Consider the following 22,728-nt stretch of genomic DNA (forward strand, 5'->3'; position numbering starts at 1 on the left):
AGGAGCAACTGAATATTGTATGGTTGGTTGGTTGTTGATCTTCTTTCTGTTTACGAAAGGAGGTGATAACCATCGAAATATTTCTTGAATTTCTAAGAGAGGTTCTGAAGGGAATAGTGCGTGAAGTCAGTGCCTACTTTTTTCGGAAGAATATTTTAGAATCCAAGAAAACCACCCCGCGCCGTAGGAAGCAAAAGGGTGGTTCTCAAAAAAACGATTAATTTTTGACAACCCCCATCCTGACGGTAAGGTTGCAGGGAGAAGTGTTAGCGCACTTCTCTTTTTATTATATTCTCATTATACATAAAATAAACATAAAATGAAATACAGATACAGTATTCAATACAGGTTCTGTTCTCAAATTTTAAGTGAGAAAATGAGTGAAGCTTCTCCTTGAAAGCTATAATCAAAAAAGGTAGCTGTTGGAACACTAACACAAAACGAACGGGTATTTCTTTAAGGTTGTTTTTAGTTGTTTGCTGTTGATAAAAATAGTTTGTGAGCTGATTGGAAGGGTAGAGTGTCTAATTTAATCGTTGTACAAAAAAACAAGTCAGCATAATGTTACTGGCTTTTTTAGTATTTTTTCAACATTTAATAAAACTTCTAAAAATAGTTTGAAAAATTACAAAACCAACGCTACTCAACAATCCTAATTTCCCTATATTCCCTATGAACAAATATAGGGAGGCTACCAATATGAAAAAAGCAATCACAACAATAGCATCAACCGATACATATAAAACTCTGTCAACATTCTCAACTCTTGAAGAACTTAATCAATCAGTCTACAGCCACATTAACCATCACAAAAATAATCTAACAAAAACGATGATCATGATTTTAAAATTACTAGGAAGATACAGTGTAAAATATTTAGGAGTTTCATATTTAACGAAAAATAAAATCGCTGAAATGGTTGGGAAAGCCCGTCGGACAATTATTCGTGTTTGTGCTGCACTTGAGGACTTTGGGATTATTAAGCAATATGAAATGAAGAGAAACAGTGATCATCAGCAAACATCTAATGCAATTGTGATCCAACCTTTCGTAGAAGAAGTGGTAGTCGAAACTACTTCTGTCACACAAGAGCAGCCTGAAAATGTCACACCAAAAAACAATTCTTCTTCTTTAAACAATTTAAAAGATCTAAAAACGTATAACAGCCCCGTTTTGTTGCCATACGAATATTTTCGAGTAATGTGTAATTGCTTTACAACAGAGAAAAAGACAATTAATCGCCTATATGGAGTTTATTTGTATCAAATAAAAGATATTAAAAATTATTATAGTGAAAAGCAGCTACTTGACCTAGGTACTTTAGGAATTAAGTTAACTTATCAAGCTTCAAAGAGAAAGAAAATCTCTAATCTATTTGGTTATTATAAAGGTGTATTGGATCATTTGTTATCAAGGCTTTTTATTGAGGAATGTAGAGATCAATATTGGTCTGATGAAAGTAATTCTACTATGGTTGAAAACCTAAGAAGTAGGGGATATGCGCTGTAATTTTGATAGTAGTTCAGCAAAAGCATGTAGAGTTTTTAGAATGTGACTAAATGCTCGACAACGAATTACATAATTTACAAAATTTTTACAGTAACTAGGATAATAGTTGTTTTATAATAAATGAGAATGAGTAATAAGGATGAGTTGAAGGTGATCTCACTGCCTTCAGATTGAAGTGAAGAAGGATGACAGTAACTAAATACTTATCTAACTTTAGTAATAGATAGACTATTACTAAAAAAACACCCCACGAATTATCAGACGGAACATGAACATCTAAAGTACTTAATGTATTTTAATCCTCTCCAAGATGAAATCTACATAAATTCCATCAAAATAAGCTTTGCTATATTTGTATGGTACAGAATTGCGTATCAGCTATTCTTTATTCAATTTCAAATTGCCGAAGCAGTACATCAAGGTTTCACTTATGTCTAGCTATTAATTCACATGCTTATGAAGATAATGCAAGTATTTATGAGATTTTTGGGGTTACAAGAAACGACGATAAGGAGGTGATCTATTGAGGGAAAAACAAAGAAAAAATCCTTAAGCACTAACTTTCCACGGGTCGTACTTAAGGATTTACACAGGTTGGAAAATACCAACGCTATTGGTATATTATATCCAACTCTCATAGAAATTTAAAGTATTAAAAACTAGAGGAGAGTGTTTAATTGGATAATCAAAACTATCATTATAAAAAGCAAGACGTAGTCGAACTGCCCGGATATATTATTAAAGATGAAACAATGGCGGTAAAACCGATGTATTCTAATAATGGTGCTTTGCATAGTCAAGTGCTTTGTCAATATGATATAAAAATAGTCACTATTCGCCCTTACCAAATTGTTGAAGATAGTAGTATTTATTATGGATGTGATCTTGAGGGAATCAACAGTTCTGCTAAGGAAATTCTAAAGAACCAACGAATGCTTCCAGCGGTCATCAGTCAGGTTAATCAATTCTGCATGATTCCATTGAGCGCAGCAAAAAGTGACGATTGCATATGGATTTCCTTTCACCATGTCATCGATATAATAGCAGATAAAAATGACTCAATCATCGTTTTTACAAATTACAATAAACTAAGAGTTCCAATAAGTAGGGGAACTCTACAAGATAAATTGAACAAAAGCGCTCGTCTGATCACAACCTATAGTCAGCGTCATAGTCATATAGCTGATCTTTACCGAATGAGTGGAGTGGCTGAGAATAGGGAAGGATATTTTTATTAAGGGTGACAGGCACCGCCCGGTTTTTCTTGTTTCACAGGAAGTTCCACAGAATAGTTATAAAATTATTAGAAGACAACAGATAAAGGAGAGTGACCATTAGTAAGCAGCACTCTCCTCTTTGAACTCTAATATTATGTATTTAGGACACTTTTATCACTCGTTATATATTAAATAATTTGAGTGTTTCTTAGATTTTACCCACAACACTTTTTAAATTTCTTCCCACTACCACAAGTACATGGATCATTTCGCCCAACTTTAGTATTACTTGCTAACCTGCGATGGATTTCTTTCGATCGTTCTTCTTGGTTTTCTTTTTCTTTTATTAGTCGTTGTTCCCATTGATTCAACATAGGATGATCAACCTTGTTTATGATACAACATGCATACAAAGGCTCTTCAAGATTCAATAACCCTTTGTTATAACCCTCTTCAATGAAAGCTACAATCTGCGGAATCGCTTTTGTTGAAAGTTGTGTTAATAAAGCCTCAGCTATCATTGTTTTAATCGATTTATCTTTCGTGATTTTATACTGACGCAATAGTATTTCTTCTGCAAGTGGTAGCTTAATATTTGCTAAAATTTCCACTGCAGAATAGGCTGTATCAACCAGTTGAAGATGCTTTTCTACTTCTTTTAGTACTTCCTCATTACCGATTTTAATTAATGCTGTTTCAACTTCTTGTAGTAAAAAGTCTTCTTCTACTCTATCTAATAGGGTTGAGAGGGTAGGAACTAGAGACTCTACTTTTTGTTCACCTGCTAGAAATACATTGTAAATTCCGTTAAAGGAAAAATAGTCGTTTTCTAGTTCACTTTTAATCCCAGCTTCGATATCCCAAAAGTTTTCTGAACTATACACACCATGTTTAATAAGTTCTTTGAAAACTCTCTTTCCAAAATGAAATAATGGATTGTTAAATTCATCTTCAAGTTGGTTCATAATAGTGGCTGCTTCGAGAAATAATTGTTCACTATTCATTGATAAAAGAGAAAGATAATGATCTAATGCCTCTTTGTTAATGTATGGTGATAACTGATCTTTATATTTAAACAGTAGATCTGTATCACACCGATCTAACATACTTAAGTACCAAATTTTATTTCCATCATCTTTTTCTAAACGTAGAAGCACTTCTTGCAACATTGTCTCTGTAAAAGGGATTTTACTCGTATAAGGAATAATTTTATTTACCATAGGAGTTATCGGTAGTTTATCCATAGCTTCTAACGCTAGAAAAAAGGTTTTTTCTGTACCTAAATAACTTTTATTTATGTTGCTTAATGCAAATGATCGTAATAACTCATTATCACTTAAAATATATGGCTCTACTTTTTCTAAGAATGTCATAATGGGTATATTTCCTCTCTGGTTTCTTCTTTGTACTTATTGTAATAAATTCGGGCGGTGCCTGTCACTACTCGAATTTTCTTGTTTCACAGGAAGTTCCACGGGCGGTGCCTGTCACGCCCCGGGTTTTGTAGAATTTTGTCAGGTTAAAAAATGGTAGCAAAGAAAATTTTCATTGTATAGTTGATTCTAATAGGGTAAACATTATAAAGTTAGACCATAAATCCATCTTTGTTAAGAGGTAGACTAAATGGAATCTGAGAACTTAATAAAACAGCTTCAACTGGAGTGTGAACAGCTAAGGAGTGAAAATACTTATCTTAAAAAGCAGCTTAGTTTGTTCATGCACGGTGAATCAATTAATCATTATATATCATTTGGTGAATCTCAAATTGTTACGAAGCATTCTTCTTTACAGTCTAAAATTAAATTATATAGAAGTTTATTTACCGGACGGGAAGATGTTTATGCTATTCGATGGGAGTCTCAATCAGGGAAATCAGGTTATGCTCCAGCATGTGCATTTGAATGGCAGAAGCCAATTTGCCTTAAACCACAGATTAAATGTACAGATTGTAAACATAGAAAACTGCTTCCAATAACTAATCAAGTTTTAATTGACCATTTAAGTGGGAAACATGTTGTAGGTTTGTATCCGATAAAACAGAATGACCTATGTTCTTTTCTAGTTATCGATTTTGATAAAAAAGATTGGCAGCAGGATGTTACTGCGTTTACTAAAGTTTGTAAAGATCTAGAGTTACCGTATAGTATTGAACGTTCCCGTTCTGGAAATGGTGCACATGTTTGGTTCTTTTTTGAATCGGATATAAAGGCTTCGACTGCGCGGAGGCTGGGATTAGCACTACTTACAAAAACATTGGAAAAACTTCATATAGGAATTGACTCATATGATCGTATGTTTCCGAACCAAGATACACTTTCCGAAGGTGGTTTCGGGAACTTAATCGGTCTTCCATTGCAGAGGAATGCAGCAAAGCAGGGGAATAGTCTTTTTGTAAATGATGATTTCAAGGCATTTCCTGATCAGTGGATTTATTTATCTCATATTAGAAAGTTAACTGATAATGATATATCCATTTTCTTGGATAATATAATAAGAGTTTCGAGTAGTGAGAGTTCTGAAAATTCCATAATACCTAAGAAGCTTACTATTCTTTTGAAAAATGGTCTTTTTATAAAAAAGAACTCACTTCCTTCATCTACAATAACCAAGCTTATAGAGTTGGCTAGTATAAAAAACCCTGAATATTTCAAGGCGCAGAAAAAACGGCTACCTACAAATAATATGCCTAAGATTATTAACTGTAGTGAAGAAGATCACGAAAATCTTATCCTACCAAGAGGTTGCCAGGAGGATGTTAAAACACTTTTATTTGATTTAGGAATTGAATTAGAATTCGTTGATTATAGATTTGATGGTCAGCCGGTTGATTTATCATTCCATGGGCAACTTACATCTCTTCAGTTAGAGGCTGTATCAGCATTATTAAAAAGAAAAAACGGTGTGTTAGCGGCAACAACTGGGTTTGGAAAGACTGTAACAGCAGCAGCTTTAATTGCAGAAAGAGGGGTTAATACATTAATTATTGTTGATCGAACACAGCTTCAGGTTCAATGGGTTGAAAAACTTTCTACCTTTTTAAATCTTTCTCTAACTGATATTGGACAATACGGTGGTGGGAAAAAGAAACTAACTGGGATGATTGATGTTGTCACGATACAGAGTCTTGTATCAAAAAAAGAATTAAAATCATTTATCACTCAATATGGACAGATCATTATAGATGAATGTCATCACATCTCTGCGTTTACATTCGAACGAGTCCTTAAACAAGTTCGTGCAAAATATATACATGGCTTAACAGCTACACCAATTCGTAAAGATGGATTACACCCTATCATTTTTATGCAGTCTGGTCCTATTCGTTATAAGGTTGATAGCAAAACTCAAGCTAAAGTTAGACCTTTTGTTCATAAGTTACTAGTTAGAAATACTAAATTCACTTCAGATTCAATTGAAATTCAAAACATCTATACCCAAATATCACTTGATACTAGTAGAAATCAACAAATTTTTGATGATGTTTTGCATAACCTTGAAGAAGGGAGATCACCAATTATATTAACAGAGCGAATCGAACATCTTGAAATTCTTCAAAATCAGTTTAAAGGATTTGTGAAAAATATGATTGTATTGACTGGAAATGTTTCCAAGAAAGAACAAAAGGCAGAACTTGATCGTCTTAGATTGATACCTGATAACGAAGAACGACTTATTATAGCTACAGGTAAATATATAGGGGAGGGGTTTGATGATTCCAGACTGGATACATTATTTCTAGCTATGCCTATTTCATGGAAAGGTACACTCCAGCAATATGTAGGTAGACTCCATCGACTCCATGATCATAAACAAGAAGTACGAGTATATGATTATGTAGACCAAAACGTACCAATACTTGCAAAGATGTTTGTGAAGAGAAGTGCAGGATATAGGAATATGGGCTATGTGCAGGGGGATATGGGTACTGAATCAGCTGAGCAAATGAGATTGTTTTAGTGTGGGCGGTGCCTGTCACCACCCGAATTTTCTTGTTTCACAAAAAAGTTCCACAATTAATGAAAAGGGAGATAAAGCATAGACAATGCTTTATCTCCCTTTACTATATCTTGGAATGGTTATAAAGAAGAATTTTATATGAATCCAGTACTTCTTAAGCAAACCCTATCAGTAATGAATTCACCTTTTAATCCTAAACACCAATACCCCTAAAAATCTCAGTATTAGCATACAATCCCGGAGCACCACCAGAGTGAACAAATAAAATGTTTTCACCCTTTTTAAAATAGCTCTTACGTATAAGATCAATAAGACCTGCTGCGGCTTTGCCTGTATATACCGGATCAAGTAAGAGCCCTTCTGTTTTTGCAAATAACTGGATCGCTTCGACCATTTCAGTTGTAGGAATAGCATAGCCCTCTCCAACATATTCATCAAAACAGCTAACTTCATCAGCTGCTATGGGATGTTGAATCCCCAGGTGTGCTGAAGTTTCTTTTACTAATTGATAGACTTTTTCTTCCTGCTCCGCTTTTCCTCTACTCACATTTATGCCAACTACAGGAATATTGCTTTGAGTGCCATATAATCCAGCAACTAAACCTGCGTGCATTCCACCACTACCACTTACACAAACAACTGAATTTAAGTTGATGCCTTGTTCAAAGGTTTGCGCTAATAGCTCATTGGCACAAGCAGCATACCCAGTTGCTCCGATTGGTGTTGAGCCACCAACGGGGATGATGTACGGTTTGCGACCACTAGCTTCTACCTCTTTGGCGATATGTTGCATCTCTTCCATCAAATTAGTGCCGTTTGACACAACCTTAATATTCTCGGCACCTAGTATGTGATAGAGAAAATAATTGCCATTAAAGTCTGATTCTGTAGAGCTTTTAACTAGGTTTTCTTCTAAAACGAGTATGCACTTCATTTTCTCTTTAATGGCAGCAGCTAGAGTTAGGCGACAATGATTTGATTGGATACCTCCACAAGTAATTAACGTATCGGCTCCTTTTGCAAGAGCATCTGCAATAATAAACTCTAACTTTCTAGTTTTATTTCCACCAGCAGTAAGACCGAGCAAGTCATCTCTTTTCACATAAATAGTTGGTCCACCAAGAGCCTCTGAAAGATGATCTAATTTCTCAATAGGTGTAGGTGCTGTAGTATAACGTCGTCTCGGGAATTTTGCTAGATTCAAAATGAAACCTCCTTTGCGGTGCCTGTCACGCCCTGGTATTTGTCGAATTACCTATTAATTTCATAGAATTCCCTTTTCCTAGTAGTTATTTTTTATCAATTTATGTAAAATTATGTTTATGATAAAAATGGTAATAGGTTAGGAGATCGTATGAAGTGCAGTGCTTGCAAGCAGATTGATAGTTTAGCTCATAATATATATTTGGATAAAAACAATAATCTTATGGATGATAGTGAGTTAACTGCTTTTCAGATTCTTCATCCTGAGGATAAGAGTAACACATTTAAAAAGATCATATTATGTGGAATTTGTTATGAAAAAATTAAACAAAGTAACAGTAAAGTAAAGCTAGTTAAAAAAAGGTCAACCTTCACACAGCTATCTAAAGCAAAAGCAAATAATAATCCCAAAAATTATTATGTTTGTGCTTTTTGCCATACTCCGAATGAACCGTTGCGTAATACATGTAAAAACTGTGAACGAATATTATTTAGCACAGAATATGACACGAAAAGAATCAGTAAATATCAGCTTAGTGATAAGAAAACAAGTCGAAAGATTCTAGATTTTTTAGTCGTTATAAGTGTGATTGTTATAACTGGATTTCTTATATATAAAGGTGTTGAAGGTCATGTATCAAAGTATACTACCAATGCTCCTTTAGCAGAAGTAGTAAGTAATCAAAGTACCCTTGCCTGGAGAGACGGTTCCACATACACAGGGGACACGAAAGAAGGCAAACCACATGGAAAAGGAACAATGCGTTGGACGAATGGCACAACATATGTAGGAGATTTCTTTGAAGGAGATATAACAGGCTCAGGAGAATATATCTGGCAGAACGGACAAAAATACATTGGTCAATTAAAAGCGGGAAAACCAGAAGGTCAAGGAACCATGCACTATCAAGACGGCTCTACCTACACTGGACAGTGGGTTGATGGGGAACCGAAGTAAATTTGGTGCCTGTCACCACCCGAATTTTCTTGTTTCACAAATTATTGTTACACACAATCAGAAGATATAATGACTAGATTAAATTTCGTCCAGGTACATCTCTTCACTTAAGCAACATACCATTCAAGAAACTATCATTCATATTAAATGACCACTTCCAGGTTCTTTCGACTACTTTCTATCACCTATTGGTAGAAGAATGCCGAATGCTAGTATCAGTCCTAGTTAATTGTCTAACGATTATGTTAGAAAAGGGTCATAATCCACTTTATACTAAATAATAATAGACTTCCAATTTTATATACATGGACTGCATATTATCTAATTTGTAAGAATTATAGTGGAATCGATTTCAAGGATTGATAAGTAACTGGAGGGGATGTTGTGAAGAGATTTATATATACGATCGTATTGTTGCTATGTGTTGGTTCGATCGTTGCGGGAAATATTCATTGGAATAATAAATTATCAGCTCAGGCTGAAATGTTAAGAGAGCCGGTTAAAATGGAAACAGTGGAAGATAAAAATACTGAAGAAGCTTTATCAAAAGAAGACGTTGAGAAAGTGGCTGAGCCAGAGGATAAGCCAGAAACAAATCTTTCTACATATACAAAGAATCTACAGAAAACATTACAAGATAAAATTATCGCTTCTTCAAAATCTGGGGAACCACTTCAATTTGTCATTTATGGTTCAGAAAGTACTCCTGACGAAAATGGTACTTGGCCAGAGCTCTTCAAAAAGAAGCTAGTAGAAACATATGGTGAAGATATCTTTAAGGTAACGATTATATCAGAAGGCAACAAAACGTCTATTGACGTTAATCGGGTAACATCCTATGAAAAGGTTAGCGAGTTAAAGCCGGATATTGTTTTGTTTGAACCATTTACAATAAGTGATAACACAATGAAAATTGCGATGAAAAATCGTTTCGATAGCATAGGGAAAATGCTTGGAAGCTGGAAGGCGGTTAATCCAGAAGTGACAATATTTTTACAGCCTGGAAACCCATTGTATGGTGCAACTTATTATCCAAAACAAATAGACGAGTTAAAAGCATTTGCTGAGGGACAAAACATTTCTTACTTAAATCATTGGGAAAAGTGGCCAAATGCAAAGGATGAAAAGCTTAAGAGCTATTTAACGGCTGAAAGCTTGCCGAATGAACGTGGTCATAAAATATGGATGGAGTATTTGAGTTCTTATTTTACAGGTAACTAAAAGAAAATTTTGTTAGTAAATTCTAAAATATTCCTTTATAATACAGAAAAGTAAAAATGCTGGGAGCAAGACTTCTTACAGAAACGGAGTATTTTATGATTGGACAAATAGATTCTTTAGATAGTTTAGTAAAATTGATTCCAATATATAAATCAGCGATTCCTGCTGATTTGTCTATCGCTGTATGTGATTTAGAGAAATTTATCGCTTATTACCCAGGTGAAGAAATAAATCTAGATATTAAGGTTGGACAAAGAATTAATCCTGAAGAGCCTTTAGCTGTTGCGATGCGTCAGAATAATAGGCTCCAGGCAGATGTGCCAGCAGAATTTTATGGGTTTGAATTTGTTGGAACAGCCCTACCATTACTTGATGATAGAAATAAAGTAATTGGTGGTATTGCTATTCAGATTCGCAAACAAAGTGAATTAAGAACAAATATCGAGCAAATGGCATTATCTTTATCAAAGGCTAAGCTGCAAATTGGAACAGTCGTAGAAGGATCACAATCATTGGCACATCTTTCACAAGAACTCATTTCACAATCTGAGCAAGCAGGCAAAAATGTGAAGGAAACCGATCTTGTTCTATCAATGATCAAGAAAGTAGCAGATCAAACCAATTTACTTGGTTTGAATGCAGCAATCGAAGCAGCTCGTGCCGGGGAGAAAGGTAAAGGCTTTGAGGTTGTAGCAAATGAAATTCGAAAGTTCTCAAAAGAGACTGTAGCATCTACTCAAAAGGTAAGTGAAATAACAGCGCAAATTCAAAAAGTAACAAAGCAAATGGAAAGCTCTATAGAAAAAATCGCAACAGTAGGCAACGAACAAGCCGAATCAATGCAACAAATTGCATCATTAATAGAAGGAATTGAACAATTTTCTAATGAACTTAGTGAGTTTGTTCATAAATTATAGGGTGCCTGTCACCACCCGGTTTTTCTTATTTCACATTCAAATTGTTCCACAAACCAAAAGGACCTTCAAAATAAAGGTCCTTTTAATCATTGGCTTTTTTCTTTATTTTTGTTAATTATAATAGTTAGAAGAAATGGGGTCTGACCCCCAAAAAGGAGGCGGTTCCGATGAACAATGAATCCATCTTAGTTGTGGAGGATGAGGAGAAAATCCTTAGGTTACTTGAACTTGAGCTTGAGTATGAAGGTTATCAGGTAGGGAAGGCAATGGATGGGATACAGGCGCTTGATTTGTACCGAACAGGAAAATGGGATTTGATTTTATTAGATGTGATGTTGCCTGGGTTGAGCGGAATTGAGCTTTTAAGAAGAATTCGCGCGAAGGATACAAATACACCAGTAATTCTTTTAACAGCTAAAGGATCTGTAGAAGATAAAGTATCAGGATTAGATCTTGGAGCAAATGATTATATTACAAAGCCTTTTCAGATAGAGGAGCTGTTAGCGCGGATCCGAGCAGTTTTAAGAATGCGTTCAGTGCAACCAGTAAAGGGTGACTCTCATGAAGATGAGTGGCTAACAGCTGGTGAATTAAAGCTAAATGAAAAGACGCGTGAGGTATTTAGAGGCGATGATGAGATTGACTTCACACCAAAAGAGTATGATTTGTTACTTTATTTACTAAAAAATAAGCGCCAGGTATTAAATCGAGATCAAATTTTAGAGGCTGTTTGGGGCTATGATTATTTTGGTGATACAAATGTTGTTGATGTATATATTCGTTATGTACGAAAAAAAATCGATCATGGTTATGAAACACCACTTATACACACAGTAAGAGGCGTTGGCTATGTCTTGAAGGAAGCAAAATGAAGCTGCGAAATAAAATAAATGTTTATACAACAGGTTTATTTATCATTTTATTAATTATTATGAATATCTCCATCTATTTTATTTTTAGCGAGCTTATGCTGAAAAATGAACGTGACCAAGCAAAGGCTGAAATGGAAAAAACAGCTTATGAGATTAGTCAAAATAGTTCTCAAATCCCACCAACAGACCTACTTCGTGCCTATGTTCCTATCGATGGAATGATCCAAATTGTTAAGGAAAACAATCAAGGTGAACCACCGATTACCACCGATCCAGAAAATCAATTGTATCAACGAAAACCAACCTTTTACCAAGGAGAGCATCTAGAAATCATCACCCATAACGAAAGAAGCTTTGTATATGCTTCAAGTCCAATCATTTGGAATGACGGAAGTATTGTCAATTTACAGGTGACAAAAAGTATTGAGTCAACTGTAGCGATTCTTTCTATACTGAAAATTGTTTTACTCACAGTTACACTGATTGCAATGATTCCAATATTTATCTCAACAACTATTTTGAGTAATTTAATCAGTCGTCCGATTCGATCGATGATAAATACAATGAAGGACATTGAAGCAAGTGGGCAATTTAAACAGTTAGAGCTTGAAGGGAAATCAAAGGATGAGCTCTTCGAAATGGGTAGTACCTTTAATCATATGATTGAGCTGCTGCAAAATAACTTTGAAAAGCAGGAGCAGTTTGTTTCAAATGCTTCACATGAACTTAAAACGCCAATCACGATTATTGAGAGCTATGCAAGTCTTTTAAAAAGAAGAGGCTTCGAACGTCCCGATTTAGTTGAAGAATCGCTCGAAGCCATTCATTCAGAAGCGGTACGAATGAAGGATTTAACAGAACAATTGCTTTTATTAGCGAGGAACCAGGAGCAATGGAATAGTAATAATGAGATGTTAAATTTAACTGAACTTTTAACAGATTTAGTGACTAATTTTCAAAATGCCTTTCATCGCAAAATTGAATTCATAAGTAATGCCAATATTGAAATCGTGACGGATGCCCAAAAATTAAAGCAATTGTTATTTATTTTTCTAGATAATGCAAGAAAATATAGTGATGATCTGATATCGATTAAGGTTGGCGAAACTGGTGATGAAATTTATATTGTGATAGAGGATAGAGGAATCGGAATCCCAAAGGAAGATCTACCTAAAGTGTTTGATCGCTTTTATCGAGTTGATAAAGCAAGAAGCAGAAAACATGGAGGATCAGGATTAGGGTTATCCATGGCAAAAGAGATTGCAGATGTAATTGATGTCAGGATTGAGCTGGAAAGCTTAGAAGGTAGAGGCACAACAGTTAAATTATTTTTAAAAAGTTAACTTTTCTCATCAAGTTCTCATTTTTACAAGATATACTAAATCAAATATTGTGATGATAGAGGTGAGATGATGAGTAAGAAAAAAGTGGTTGTTATATGCAGTGCTTTGCTAATTCTTGTACTAGTGATCGTTGGCTTTCAGTATTTGCCTCACTCAATTTCAGCTAAAGCATTAACAGAAGCGGAAGCAAAACAGGTGGCTTTAAACAAATATCCTGGTGAGATTTTGGAAATAAAGAACGTTAAAGGTGAATTTAGAGTGGAAATGCTACTTGAAACAGGAGTATATCAAATTAAAATTGATGAACAAAATGGTGATGTTGTTTCAATTGAAAGAGAAGAAAAAACTGAAATAGTAAAAGAGCCACAAAGAAAAATGCTATCTGAGGATGAAGTGGAGAAGCTTGTTGCATCATATGGTGATCTTCAGTCACTTGAATATGTGGAAAAAAAGGATACATCACATTATCTAGCGGTTGTTACCAAAAAAAATGAAACAACTACAGTCAAGGTTGAGCCATATACAGGTGAGATTTTAAATACGGATATAGAAAAGGAAGTAACACGTGTTATTTCAGAAGCTGAAGCAATTACTCTAGCCCAACAGCATGTCAATGGTATGGCTGATGATGTTGATTATGTAGAGCCAGCTGATCCAACTATCACTCCATATTTCCTTATAGAGGTGGAGGTTTCGAATGAAAAAGAAGGTGTTGTGCAAGTTGATGCAATAACTGGCCAGATAAGGTCAGTTACATGGGAAGCTGCTGATGAAGGTGATGATGACAATTCAGAATAATTAATGTGAAAAAGAGCTGTTTCTCATCAAATTTTAATCTTCCTATCTCTTTCCTCTCATCTTACATGTTTATAGTTAGAAATGTAAGATAAAACAATTTAGGAGGAAATTAGGATGAAAAAAACTGTAACAATAGCATTGGCAGCTGTCATTGTTTTAGGTGGTTCTATCGCAATTAATCATGGATATGCTCAAGAAGATCAGGCAAAAAAGAAAGTGGAAATCAATTCAAAATATATTGGAATTGAAAAGGCTAAAACAATTGCACTGGAAAAAGTGGATGGAACGGTTAAAAGTGTGGAGTTAGAGAGTGATGATGGTCAAACTTACTATGAAGTAGATATTGAACAAAATTCTAAGGATTTTGATATAGATGTGGATGCAGCTACTGGGAAGATAATTAAAGTTGACGAAGAGCAAGCTGATGATAACGACAACAACGACCATGAAGATGACGTAGAAACACATGAGGCAACTAATTCTAACCAACCTCTACTATCAGAAAAAGAAGCCATTGAAATTGCCAAAAAGAAAATCACAGGTAAACTTGTAGAAATAGAGCTTGACGAAGATGATGGTCGATATGAATATGAAATGGAATTCGATACTTCGGATGGAGAAAGAGATATTACAATCGATGCAGTGACAGGAGAGGTATTGGAGTTAGAACAGTAAGCGGTGCCTGTCACCACCCGGTTTTTCTTGTTTCACATTCAAAATGTTCCACAAACCAAAGGGACCATCAACTAGTTGATGGTCCTTTTAATCATTTCCTTCCTCATTTCTTCTCCAATTGCATAGGCAGCATCTGAATTGAATGATTTAACGTATCTAGCTTGCTTTCTATCCTATTAAGCAAAAACAACGTGACAACAATAGGAAAGCCCACTTCACTAATAACTGATAACCATTGCTCCATCTTCTTACACCTCACTTTCATTAAAAAAGGACTAACATGACTAGAATTCACATGTTAGTCCTTTCTATCATTTGTTATGCAAGTCCAATATCAGATACATTACGTTCAATCATTCTTGCACCTTTTTTAGCTACGAATTCACCACCCGTTGTGATGAAAACATTAGCAGCTAAAATTGCGTCCATTGCAGATGCAAGTGTTGCTGGATCAACAGGGTCGATTGGTGAATCTATATTGACTTTTACTGTTTTTCCTTCTGTGTTCAAAAATTGAAGCTCTAGAGTTTTAGCCATTCTTTACACCTCCTTCCTAAAGGTAATATCAACTCAAAATGTTACGCCAAAATTTGATTTGAGTTATTACGCTCAACAGATGATAATGTTTCAGTTTGTAAGCTAACGATTGCTTGAGCTACACTCAGTAATTCATCAGCCGTTGCAGATGTTTTGATGTTGTTGTAGTTTTTGTTTTTGAAAATGATCTTACCTTTCTCATCAACACCCATATCAAAGACTAATCGTAACTGTGAATCTAGTAAAACTTGATTTGCCATGCTTTTCCACCTCCTTTCACCTGTTATATACAGAGAAGGTGGAGGTAGAGTATCGTGTGTATGGATTTTTTTTTGACAGGCACCTGTTTCGACAGGTGCCTGTCACGCCCCGGTTTTTGTCGAATGGGTTTATTTGAATATAGACTTATCGTTTGTGATATATAATAATAGTAATATTGAAGTTTTTGTGCGAGTTGATCGTTTAATAGAAAGGTAGGGATTACTTTAGATGATTGATATTCATTGCCATATTTTAGATGGAATTGATGATGGTGCGAAAGATATTAATGCTTCTTTAGATATGGTGAAGCATGCGGCAAATGAGGGTATTACAAAAATCATTGCTACACCACACCATAAAAATGGGAAGTATGAAAATACTGCTGAAACGATTAAAGATAAAGTGATCATGTTGAATAAATTGATTAGTGAGCATAATATCCCACTTGAAATTCTTCCTGGACAAGAACCACGGATTTATGGGGATCTTTTGGAGGATTATGAAAAGGGTGAGATTTTAACTCTTAATCAATCAAAATATGTATTTATTGAATTACCTTCAAATCATGTTCCGAGATATACAAAGAAGCTATTATTTGATATTCAGTTAGCTGGTCTTTCACCAATTATCGTTCATCCTGAGCGTAATTCAGAGATTATTGAAAATCCTAATATATTATATAAATTTGTTGAACAAGGTGCTGCAACACAGGTGACAGCTTCAAGTGTTACAGGTGATTTTGGGAAAAAGATTAAGAAGTTTTCACTACAATTAATTGAGTCAAGTCAGGCTCATTTTATAGCATCTGATGCACATAATCTATCTGGACGAACATTCCGTTTAAGAGAGGCTTATGATGTAATTGGCAAAGAATTCGGTAGTGAGCTTGTTTATATGTTTCAGGAAAATGCCGAGTTAGTAGTAGAGGGAAGTACGATATACAGACAGCCCCCACAAGAGATTCAGCGTAAGAAGTTTTTAGGGATTTTTTAAAAGGTGCCTGTCACGCCCCGACTTTTGTCGGATATTGAAAGTTTCATAGACTATACTAAAACAGATAACCAATTTTAATTGGTTGTCTGTTTTTTTTCTTTATCTATTCCTCTGTAATGAAAGAGAACTCTTTAAAATAGAATGAAAAATTCAACATTATAGACTAGTATGATTTCACTATTACTTATATTTTTGGGATACATTCCCTTACAGGATTGTTCACAAAAATATTATTTACTCTACAATCAAGTTAGATTAACTATTGGTTAATATTAATCTAAAAAGAAGTGCGGATTAAGTAATCTGAATATTCATAAATTTGTTAGTAGATCGGTAAGAATTTTTTATCATGCAATATGTGACCATAAAAGCTATGAAGGGAGAGTAAAGAAAAAATACATTTACAAAAATAGAAAGCATGAGATGGATTAATCGAGATACTTTGTGGATTTTCGACGGAAATCTATAACAGAGTAGTTGAAAACCGACTATAGTTCTACCAAATTTTACAAAGGTTTACATATTTTTAATAGTTGATTAACAATCATGAGCTATTGTTGTATTTGTATGTTAATTTAGTAAACATTATTTAGGAGGAGAGTTATGCAGAGATTAGCAATAAGGAAGTATTTTGCTTTTGTTCTAATTTTATCGTTAGTTCTACCATCATTTTTAACTAGCTTTGCTCCACAAGCGAGTGCTGCAAGTGATGTGTTAACTGTTGAAGAGGCATTAACTGAATCACGAGGTAAAGCCGTTACAATGAAAGGGATTATTGTTGCAGCAACAAATGGAGAATATGCTATTAAGGTAGCTAATCGTGTTGATAGTGAATCTACGATCGTTGTTCAGCTAACAAAGGATTATCGTGCAGAGTTTAGTCCACAAAATAATCCTGCAGCTCTTAACAAAGAAATTATTGTATCAGGTAAAAGAGATGTATATTCCGGAAGTGAATCTATTGAGAGTGTCACTTCTTTAAAGTTCACTAAGCCTACTTCTGGTGAACCTTCACCACAACCTGCAGAAGGTACAATTGCTGATGCTCGCACTAAATTGGGACAAACTGTAACAGTAGAAGGAATCGTTACAGCTGATAATTCAAGCATTGGTGGTGGGAAATTATCTACATACATTCAAGATGAAACAGCAGGAATTAATATTTATGCTTATGATGGAACAGGTTTTCCTGCTTTAAAAGAAGGTCAATCTATTAAGATAACAGGTAATATCGAGGCTTATAAAGGACTTACTGAAATTGTGCCAGCAGCTGGCGGGATTGAAGTTCTTTCTGAAGGAAATGAACTGCCCGAGCCGAAGAAAACTAGTTTAGTAGACTTAAACAATAACGATAAAGCTGAGGCTTTAGAAGGACAGCTTGTTAAAGTTGAAGGCTATGTTCAAAGTGTGCCAACTAGCCCAGCTGGTGGGGGATATAATGTAAGTATTATCGACAAAGAATTTAACAGTACAACAGTACGTATTATGGAAGGTACAAATGCAATTGAAGCAGTACAAGAAGGAAAATGGTACAGCTTTACTGCTATTGTTAGTCAATATGATTCATACCAAGTGTTGCCGCGTAAGCCAGCAGACATAAACCTGCTTCAAGAGCAGCCTGAAGCTCCAAGTGTTGCGGGTGAATATACTTCAAAAGTGGCAAGTGTTGTTGATGGAGACACAATTCATCTTTCAACACCTGTATTAGGTACAACAAAGGTTCGATACGTTAACATTGATACACCAGAAACGTATCATTCTCCGAAAAATGCAGAAGATGAAAGTCAGAAATATCATGGAGAGCAAGCGAAGCAATACTTAAATCAGCTCCTTAAAGCTGGTGATGAGGTTATTGTAAAAGTAGGCGAGGAAGCATTAGATACTTATGGTCGTTTACTTGCACAAGTTATTCATAAGGATACTGGTGTGAATACGAACTTAAAAATGGTTGAAGAAGGCTATGCTACTACCTATTTTATTTGGCCTGTAGGAAATCAAAGTGAGTATGAACAGTATCAAGCAGCTGTAAAAGAAGCAAAGCAACAAGAAAAGGGAATTTGGAATCCTGATAACCAGCTTGCTGAATTGCCCTTTGAGTTCCGTGCAAGAGAGCAGGGTAAAGGTTTATTAAGATATGTTGGTAACTCTGAGACAATGAAATATGTTTCTCCAGAGAATTTTGAGGATGTACCTGTTGAGGCACGTGTTTTCTTTAGTAATGAAAAAGAAGCCCAAGATAATGGGTATAAAGCAGCTACTGCTGAAGAACCAAAGGATAATTTACTGCTGCAATTATTAAGCATTAATGATTTACATGGCAAAATCGATCAAACGTATAGCTTAGATGAAGGCACTTTAGGACGCATGGATTATGTTTCAGCGTACTTAAAAGAGCGTGAGAACGATAACCCGAATACAATAAAAGTTCATGCAGGAGATATTATTGGTGGAAGCTCACCAGTATCAGCACTTTTACAGGATGAACCTACAGTAGAAATTATGGAGGCAATTGGGTTTGATGTAGGTGTTGTTGGTAACCATGAATTTGATGAAGGTGTAACAGAATTAAAGCGTATTTTAGAAGGTGGAGCTCATCCTAATGGTACGGAAAATTATGATGGTCAAAACTTTCCTCTTTTATGTGCAAACTGTGAGTATAAAGAAACAGGAAAACCTTTACTAGATTCATACTTTATTAAAGAAGTAGATGGTGTGAAGGTAGGTTTTGTTGGAGCGATTACTCCTTCAACGGCTGGAAAGGTTATTCCTGATGGGATTAAAGATATTCGTTTTACAGATTATACAGAAGGTGTAAATAAAGCAGTTGCTGAGCTAAAAGAGCAAGGTGTAAAATCTATCGTTGTTCTTGGTCACTTAACAGCATCACAAGATGGTGACACAATTACAGGTGAAGCAGCAACTTTAGCAAATGGTGTTGATGATGAAGTAGATATTATCTTAGCTGGTGATAATCACAAAATCGTCAATGGTTATGTTGATTCAAAATTAATCGTACAAGCTTGGGAATATGGAAAAGCTTTTGCAGATATTGGTGTAGAAATTGATCGCTCTACAGGCGATATTGTGAAAGAAACAGCTGAAGTTGTTTATGTTGATCAAAGTAAAATCGAGCCAGATCCAGTTGTAGCTGATATTCTAGCTAAATATGAAAATAAAGTATCAGATATTTTAAATGAAGTTGTTGGACAAGCCGCAACTGAAATGAGTGGTGGATATTCAGCATTTGGTGCAATTGGCGATAATGAGCTTGGAAATTTAATTGCTGATGGTATGCGACATTCAATGGATTCAGATTTTGCCCTAATGAATGGTGGGGGAATTCGTGATGGATTGAACGCAGGTCCAATTACATGGAATGAGTTATTTAATATTCAGCCTTTCAACAATGTATTAACAAAGCTTGAAATTAAAGGTGCAGATTTATATAAGATTATGAAGGCGCAGCTTTCAACATCTTATGGTCCTGATTATAGTATTTCAGGCTTTAAATACAAATGGACAAAGTCTCCATTAGAAGTAACTGAAATTACAATGCCAGATGGTACAGTAATTAATGAAGAAGAAACGTATACAATTACTGTAAATAATTTTATGGCAACAGCAACTGGAGCGAAGTATCGTCCAATTGGTGAATTGGGAAAAAATCCTATTGTTGGATCAGAAGACTTAGAAGCTACAGTTAATTTTGTAAAGAATTTCAAAGGTCCTATTTCATATAATGTAGGACGTATTTTCCAGGAAGATGCTGAAAAGCAAGCAGAGCTAATCGATGCACAAATTTTAAGTGTAAATGATTTACACGGGAAAATTGATGTTACATCTAAAGCTGAAATAAATGGTGTGAAAGATACAAAAATTGGTCGTATGGATTATTTAGCTACTTATCTTCGTCAGCATGAAGCAGAAAATCCAGCTAACACACTAATCGTTCACCCAGGTGATATGGTTGGAGGAAGCTCTCCTGTTTCTAGCTTGCTACAAGACGAGCCAACAGTTGAGATGATGGAGTCGATCGGTTTTGATGTAGGTACAGTTGGAAACCACGATTTTGATGAAGGTGTGGCAGAAATGCTTCGTTTAAATCAAGGTGGAGAACATCCTAACGGAACAAAAAATTATGATGGAATTAATTTTCCAATGGTTGCAGCAAATGTTGAATATAAGGATTCTGGTAAGCTTGTTCTAGATCCGTATACAATTAAAGAAATTGCTGGAACAAAGGTAGGATTTATCGGTATTGCAACAACTGAAACACCGAATATGATCATTGCAAAAGGTAATGAAAATGTACGCTTCACTGATGAAGCTGAAGCAATTAACAAATATGTGCCAGAGCTACAAAAGCAAGGAATTGAGGCAATTGTTGTTTTAGCACATGTTCCAGGTAATCAAGAAGGAAATACAATTACAGGGGAAATTGCTGATATTGCTAACAAAGCAAATGATGCGGTAGATATGATTTTTGCTGCACATAATCATGTAAAGCTGAATGCAGAAGTTGATAACAAGTTAATTATTCAAGCGTGGGATTATGGAAAAGCATTTGGTGATGTTGATTTTAAAATTGATCCTTTAACAGGTGATATTGTTGAAAAATCAGCTCAAATCGTAGATGTTGTTCAAGAAGGAGTTACACCAGATCCTGAGGTAAATAGCATTTTAACGAAATATCTTGATGCTGTTGGACCAAAACTAAATGAAGTAATTGGTGTTGCCGCTACAGAAATAAATGGTGGTTATGCAAAGAAAGGCGAAATTGGTGACAATGCGCTTGGTAACTTAATAGCCGATGGTATGATTCAAGCAATGGACAGTGATTTTGCACTAATGAATGGTGGTGGAATCCGTGCTGGAGTAGATGCCGGAGATATCACATGGAGTGAGCTATTCAATGTTCAACCATTTGGTAATACATTAGTGAAGCTAGAAATTACAGGTGCTGAGCTTAAGGAAATTCTAAATGCACAATTTAGTAAATATGGTCCTGATGTTAGTGTTGGTGGATTCAAATACACTTGGAACAGCTCCCTTGGAGAGTTCGGACAAGTTGTCGATATTTTCCACTTAGATGGAACAAAGATTGATCACAATGAAACATTCACTGTTACTGTGAACAATTATATGTATCCTCATAGTAGTGATCAATATCGTTTAAATGAATTTGGGGAAAATTCTGTTCAAGGTCCTGATGATCTTCAAGCAACAATTGATTATATCAGTAGCTTAACAAGCCCAATCTCATATAACGCAGAAGGTCGCATTAGTGAAGTGACTGATGGTGGAGAAGATCCAGGCAATGGAGAAGATCCAGGCAATGGAGAAGATCCAGGTAATGGAGAAGATCCAGGTAATGGAGAGGATCCAGGCAATGGAGAGGATCCAGGCAATGGAGAGGATCCAGGTAATGGAGAGGATCCAGGCAATGGAGAGGATCCAGGTAATGGAGAAGACCCAGGTAATGGTGAGAATCCAGGAGAAGATCAAGATCCAGCAAAAGACAAAACGAAAACAACAAAAGCAGTTAAAAAAGGAAACACATATAAAATTTCAACTGATGTGATAGAAAGTATTCAACAAGATGGTTCACTTACTATTGAAGTGAATACAAAGGGAACAGCTAAGGTGGAGCTTTCTAAAGAGCAAGTGAATATGCTTAAAGATAAAAATATTCCAATTACAATCTCTAAAGAAGATATTCAATTAGTGATTCCAGTGGAAAATCTTTTAGCTGATAAAAAAGTTGAAATCTTGATTTCACCGATGAAAGCAAAAGGCTCATTAGCGGTATTCGACTTTACTATTTTTGCAGATGGTAAAGAGTATCACCAATTTGAAGAAGATATGACATTAGTTTTTCATGTAGATTCCAAAAAGGTGAAAAATCCTAATAATGTGAAGGTTTTCTATTATAACGAAGAAAAGAAAGCCTGGGAATTAATCGGTGGAACTTACAAGGATGGTAAGATTACTGCTAAAACAAAGCATTTTAGCACATATGGAGTGTTTGAGGTAGAAGCTGAACCTACTAAAGCTGAGGAAGATAAAGATACAAATACAGGTACAGATACAGATACTGATACTAATAAACTTCCAAGCCCAACTCCTAAGAGTGGAAATAGCTTACCAAGCACGGCAACAAATGCATATAATACGCTAATTTTAGGTGCATTCTTATTATTTGTAGGCTTTAGTGTTTATGGAGTTAAAAGAAGACGAGGAATTGGTGCCTGACACCACCCGAATATT

Annotated in this window: 16 protein-coding genes and 1 pseudogene; 12 read left to right on the plus strand and 5 right to left on the minus strand. The window is 35.3% G+C overall.

Going from position 1 to position 22,728, the window contains the following annotated elements; all coding sequences use genetic code 11:
• The first annotated feature begins 699 nt into the window (after positions 1-699).
• Positions 700-1,509 carry a helix-turn-helix domain-containing protein gene (locus tag JOC75_RS21295; RefSeq protein ID WP_204955993.1) on the plus strand — a complete coding sequence of 270 codons (810 nt, stop codon included), beginning with the start codon at positions 700-702 and terminating at the stop codon, positions 1,507-1,509.
• 677 nt (positions 1,510-2,186) lie between these two features.
• Entirely contained in the window at positions 2,187-2,747 is a 561-nt protein-coding gene (locus JOC75_RS21300) for a competence protein ComK (protein WP_204955994.1), read from the plus strand.
• A 194-nt stretch (positions 2,748-2,941) separates the two neighbouring features.
• Here the strand turns inward: JOC75_RS21300 and JOC75_RS21305 are convergent, their stop codons facing one another.
• A complete protein-coding gene (locus JOC75_RS21305; protein WP_204955995.1) occupies positions 2,942-4,099 on the minus strand; it encodes a YecA family protein in 1,158 nt (385 codons plus the stop codon).
• Positions 4,100-4,349: 250 nt separating this feature from the next.
• Here JOC75_RS21305 and JOC75_RS21310 point away from each other — a divergent pair, with 250 nt between their 5' ends.
• Positions 4,350-6,683, plus strand: a complete 2,334-nt coding sequence (locus JOC75_RS21310) for a TOTE conflict system archaeo-eukaryotic primase domain-containing protein (RefSeq protein WP_204955996.1) — start codon at positions 4,350-4,352, stop codon at positions 6,681-6,683.
• Between the two features lie 193 nt (positions 6,684-6,876).
• Here the strand turns inward: JOC75_RS21310 and cuyA are convergent, their stop codons facing one another.
• The gene (gene cuyA / locus JOC75_RS21315; RefSeq protein ID WP_204955997.1) at positions 6,877-7,887 is read right to left on the minus strand and encodes a D-cysteate sulfo-lyase; all 1,011 of its coding nucleotides are present in this window, start codon (positions 7,885-7,887) and stop codon (positions 6,877-6,879) included.
• A 150-nt stretch (positions 7,888-8,037) separates the two neighbouring features.
• Between cuyA and JOC75_RS21320 the strand changes: the two genes are divergently transcribed.
• The 7 genes and pseudogenes from JOC75_RS21320 (at position 8,038) to JOC75_RS21350 (ending at position 14,670) form a co-directional block, all read left to right on the plus strand.
• Positions 8,038-8,844: an MORN repeat-containing protein gene (locus tag JOC75_RS21320; protein ID WP_204956055.1), complete on the plus strand. Its 807-nt coding sequence runs from the start codon at positions 8,038-8,040 to the stop codon at positions 8,842-8,844.
• 384 nt (positions 8,845-9,228) lie between these two features.
• Positions 9,229-10,065, plus strand: coding sequence for an SGNH/GDSL hydrolase family protein (locus JOC75_RS21325; protein ID WP_204955998.1), 837 nt, complete (start codon positions 9,229-9,231; stop codon positions 10,063-10,065).
• A gap of 587 nt (positions 10,066-10,652) precedes the next feature.
• Positions 10,653-10,982: pseudogene (locus tag JOC75_RS24515) on the plus strand (methyl-accepting chemotaxis protein); the annotation flags it as partial.
• Positions 10,983-11,149: 167 nt separating this feature from the next.
• Positions 11,150-11,854, plus strand: a complete 705-nt coding sequence (locus tag JOC75_RS21335; RefSeq protein ID WP_204956000.1) for a response regulator transcription factor — start codon at positions 11,150-11,152, stop codon at positions 11,852-11,854.
• Positions 11,851-13,197, plus strand: coding sequence for a sensor histidine kinase (locus JOC75_RS21340; RefSeq protein ID WP_204956001.1), 1,347 nt, complete (start codon positions 11,851-11,853; stop codon positions 13,195-13,197). Before JOC75_RS21335 ends, JOC75_RS21340 begins: the two co-directional genes overlap by 4 nt.
• Positions 13,198-13,266: 69 nt before the next feature.
• A complete protein-coding gene (locus JOC75_RS21345; protein WP_204956002.1) occupies positions 13,267-13,995 on the plus strand; it encodes a PepSY domain-containing protein in 729 nt (242 codons plus the stop codon).
• Positions 13,996-14,109: 114 nt separating this feature from the next.
• Positions 14,110-14,670, plus strand: coding sequence for a PepSY domain-containing protein (locus JOC75_RS21350; RefSeq protein ID WP_204956003.1), 561 nt, complete (start codon positions 14,110-14,112; stop codon positions 14,668-14,670).
• Between the two features lie 103 nt (positions 14,671-14,773).
• Here the strand turns inward: JOC75_RS21350 and JOC75_RS21355 are convergent, their stop codons facing one another.
• The 3 genes from JOC75_RS21355 to JOC75_RS21365 all read right to left on the minus strand — a co-directional run bounded on the left by JOC75_RS21355 (position 14,774) and on the right by JOC75_RS21365 (position 15,467).
• Positions 14,774-14,914, minus strand: coding sequence for a YvrJ family protein (locus JOC75_RS21355; RefSeq protein WP_146950657.1), 141 nt, complete (start codon positions 14,912-14,914; stop codon positions 14,774-14,776).
• A 74-nt stretch (positions 14,915-14,988) separates the two neighbouring features.
• Positions 14,989-15,207 carry a DUF2922 domain-containing protein gene (locus tag JOC75_RS21360; RefSeq protein ID WP_204956004.1) on the minus strand — a complete coding sequence of 73 codons (219 nt, stop codon included), beginning with the start codon at positions 15,205-15,207 and terminating at the stop codon, positions 14,989-14,991.
• A 41-nt stretch (positions 15,208-15,248) separates the two neighbouring features.
• A complete protein-coding gene (locus JOC75_RS21365; protein WP_204956005.1) occupies positions 15,249-15,467 on the minus strand; it encodes a DUF1659 domain-containing protein in 219 nt (72 codons plus the stop codon).
• A 229-nt stretch (positions 15,468-15,696) separates the two neighbouring features.
• Here JOC75_RS21365 and JOC75_RS21370 point away from each other — a divergent pair, with 229 nt between their 5' ends.
• Both JOC75_RS21370 and JOC75_RS21375 read left to right on the plus strand, forming a co-directional pair.
• Positions 15,697-16,461, plus strand: a complete 765-nt coding sequence (locus JOC75_RS21370) for a tyrosine-protein phosphatase (protein ID WP_204956006.1) — start codon at positions 15,697-15,699, stop codon at positions 16,459-16,461.
• A gap of 603 nt (positions 16,462-17,064) precedes the next feature.
• On the plus strand, positions 17,065-22,713 hold the full coding sequence (locus tag JOC75_RS21375) for a 5'-nucleotidase C-terminal domain-containing protein (RefSeq protein ID WP_275580348.1): 5,649 nt from the start codon (positions 17,065-17,067) through the stop codon (positions 22,711-22,713).
• Positions 22,714-22,728 lie beyond the last annotated feature (15 nt).

It is taken from the genome of Metabacillus crassostreae (assembly GCF_016908395.1).
GTDB classification, from domain to species: Bacteria; Bacillota; Bacilli; order Bacillales; family Bacillaceae; genus Metabacillus; species Metabacillus crassostreae.

What these genes read in the sequence shown, in the direction of transcription:
- JOC75_RS21365 (WP_204956005.1), bottom strand. Translation starts at nt 15,467, where the DNA reads ATGGCAAATCAAGTTTTACTAGATTCACAGTTACGATTAGTCTTTGAT.
- JOC75_RS21345 (WP_204956002.1), top strand. Translation starts at nt 13,267, where the DNA reads ATGAGTAAGAAAAAAGTGGTTGTTATATGCAGTGCTTTGCTAATTCTT.
- JOC75_RS21295 (WP_204955993.1), top strand. Translation starts at nt 700, where the DNA reads ATGAAAAAAGCAATCACAACAATAGCATCAACCGATACATATAAAACT.
- JOC75_RS21310 (WP_204955996.1), top strand. Translation starts at nt 4,350, where the DNA reads ATGGAATCTGAGAACTTAATAAAACAGCTTCAACTGGAGTGTGAACAG.
- JOC75_RS21350 (WP_204956003.1), top strand. Translation starts at nt 14,110, where the DNA reads ATGAAAAAAACTGTAACAATAGCATTGGCAGCTGTCATTGTTTTAGGT.
- JOC75_RS21340 (WP_204956001.1), top strand. Translation starts at nt 11,851, where the DNA reads ATGAAGCTGCGAAATAAAATAAATGTTTATACAACAGGTTTATTTATC.
- JOC75_RS21375 (WP_275580348.1), top strand. Translation starts at nt 17,065, where the DNA reads ATGCAGAGATTAGCAATAAGGAAGTATTTTGCTTTTGTTCTAATTTTA.
- JOC75_RS21335 (WP_204956000.1), top strand. Translation starts at nt 11,150, where the DNA reads ATGAACAATGAATCCATCTTAGTTGTGGAGGATGAGGAGAAAATCCTT.
- JOC75_RS21360 (WP_204956004.1), bottom strand. Translation starts at nt 15,207, where the DNA reads ATGGCTAAAACTCTAGAGCTTCAATTTTTGAACACAGAAGGAAAAACA.
- JOC75_RS21355 (WP_146950657.1), bottom strand. Translation starts at nt 14,914, where the DNA reads ATGGAGCAATGGTTATCAGTTATTAGTGAAGTGGGCTTTCCTATTGTT.
- JOC75_RS21320 (WP_204956055.1), top strand. Translation starts at nt 8,038, where the DNA reads ATGAAGTGCAGTGCTTGCAAGCAGATTGATAGTTTAGCTCATAATATA.
- JOC75_RS21305 (WP_204955995.1), bottom strand. Translation starts at nt 4,099, where the DNA reads ATGACATTCTTAGAAAAAGTAGAGCCATATATTTTAAGTGATAATGAG.
- JOC75_RS21370 (WP_204956006.1), top strand. Translation starts at nt 15,697, where the DNA reads ATGATTGATATTCATTGCCATATTTTAGATGGAATTGATGATGGTGCG.